Origin of the sequence: Streptomyces sp. RB17 (assembly GCF_009604455.1) — a bacterium.
Taxonomy (GTDB): domain Bacteria; phylum Actinomycetota; class Actinomycetes; order Streptomycetales; family Streptomycetaceae; genus Streptomyces.
Window position 1 is genome coordinate 1 of sequence record NZ_WEGL01000048.1, and the last position, 1,832, is coordinate 1,832.

Annotated in this window: 2 protein-coding genes; one reads left to right on the top strand and one right to left on the bottom strand. The window is 65.0% G+C overall.

From position 1 onward, the window contains the following. Positions 1 to 116 precede the first annotated feature (116 nt). The gene (locus SRB17_RS45190; protein ID WP_153548054.1) at positions 117 to 1,289 is read right to left on the bottom strand and encodes an RNA-guided endonuclease InsQ/TnpB family protein; all 1,173 of its coding nucleotides are present in this window, start codon (positions 1,287 to 1,289) and stop codon (positions 117 to 119) included. Between the two features lie 11 nt (positions 1,290 to 1,300). Here SRB17_RS45190 and tnpA point away from each other — a divergent pair, with 11 nt between their 5' ends. Next, positions 1,301 to 1,729, top strand: coding sequence for an IS200/IS605 family transposase (gene tnpA, locus SRB17_RS45195; RefSeq protein ID WP_153548056.1), 429 nt, complete (start codon positions 1,301 to 1,303; stop codon positions 1,727 to 1,729). Positions 1,730 to 1,832: the final 103 nt, after the last annotated feature.

The window sequence follows — 1,832 nt, forward strand, 5'->3', positions numbered from 1 at the left end:
GTCAACTACTCGGCCATGAACGACCGAGCTTGCTGACTCGGATCGTGACGGCTCCGTTTATGCTCCCGACTGCCCCCTACGACAGGGCGGTCACGGGTCACATCTGCCTCTCCCCGCTAGGCGGGGAGAGGATCGGGCATGTTGACGAATACCCACGCCGTGGCCCCGCGTTTGGCGATGTTGGCCCCGGCGACGTGGTCGGCTGGCCCAGCGAGGCCGCACCGACGACAGTGGAAGTGGTCCCGGGTGCGCCGGTTGGCGCGCTCGGTGTGGCCGCAGCGCGGGCAGCGCTGCGAGGTGTAGGCCGGGTCCACCTCGATGAACGGGACGCCGGCGCGCTTGGCCTTGTAGGCGATGAACGCGCCGAGCTGGTGGAAGGGCCAGGAGGACTGGCGTGCTCGCTGGTCGCGCGGAACCGTGACCCGCTCGCGGATGCCCCTCAGTTCTTCGAGGGCGATACCGCGTTCGGTGCGTTGGGCGACAGCAACGACAGTCTTGGAGATTTTGTGGTTGATGTGGGTGGCGTGCCTTGCCTCGCGGCGGGCGCGCTTCTTCAGGAGCTGTTTCGCGCTGTGGGTCTGTTTGGCCTGGAGTTCGGCCTTCTTGCTGGCCTGCCAGCGCCGGTACCGTCCGAGACGGCGCCCGGAGTGGTTGTCTCCGTCGGATGTGGTGGCGAGGTTGGTGATGCCCCGGTCGACGCCGATGAAGCCCTTCGGCTCGAAAGCCTCAGGCTCTGCGATGTCGATGGTGGCGACCAGGAACAGCTTCCCGTCCCGCTGGATCAGGTCGGACTCGCCCTGCCGTTGTCCGGTGAGTTGTTTGAGTGTGCCCGCAGAGCAGACGAAGCGGACGTTCTTGATGCGCCCTTGAAGGGTCCATATCGAGACGGTCTTTGCGTCGTAGTTCCAGCTCAGGCAACGGTCGTCGTAGGTGTGCGCGGCATCCGGGCGGAACATGATCGGCTTCGACTCGGCCTTATGGCGCCTCGTGGAGTCCTCCGGGCCGAGGTTCCCGGCCTTGATGTTCGCCCGCAGCGTCGTATACGCGTCCGCGACTCGTTTGATGACGTGCTGTGCGGCCTGGGCTCCGAACCCGCGGGCCTTCAGCTCGCCGTAGCACAGCTTGCGCAGCTCACGTACCGAGCCCTTCAGGCCGAAGCGGTCAAAGGAGACAGCCGACACCCAGCAAGCCGCCTCGTTCGCCGCGTGCAGGGTCGACTCAAGCGCCGGTGCCTGCACGGCATCCGGCGCGAGTTTCACCTGCACGACCAGCTTCACACCGGTGATCATATCATTGACCTATGTCACCTCGATGGGAGCCAAATCCCAGCATCCGCAGGGGAAGAACGGTCGTCTACACTCTCCATGCGCACTTGGTCTTCACCCCGAAGTACCGGCGTGGACCCTTCACCGACGAGATCCTCACGCGCTGCGAAGAGATCATGCGGGCCGTGTGCGCCGACTTCGAAACAGAACTGGTCGAGTTCAACGGCGAAACCGATCACGTCCACCTGCTCGTGCACTACCCGCCCAAGATCGCCCTGTCCCGGCTCGTCGGCTCCCTCAAAGGCGTCTCCGCCCGCCGGCTCCGCCAGGAATTCCCCGGACACATCCGCAAATACCTGTGGGGTGACCACTTCTGGTCCCCCTCCTACTTCGCCGCGTCCTGCGGCGGCGCACCCCTCGCGATCATCAAGGAGTACATCGACAACCAGAAACGACCCGGCTGAGGCAAACAGAGCCGACCCGTGCACTCGTGCGGGTCACCCCTATCCAGAGAAGCGATTCCTCCCGGGCGTGAACGCCCGGGGTTCCTCGCTAGATCACGCTGAA

Excerpts from the sequence above, each read along its gene's own strand:
- SRB17_RS45190 (WP_153548054.1), bottom strand. The coding sequence starts at position 1,289 with ATGATCACCGGTGTGAAGCTGGTCGTGCAGGTGAAACTCGCGCCGGAT.
- tnpA (WP_153548056.1), top strand. The coding sequence starts at position 1,301 with ATGTCACCTCGATGGGAGCCAAATCCCAGCATCCGCAGGGGAAGAACG.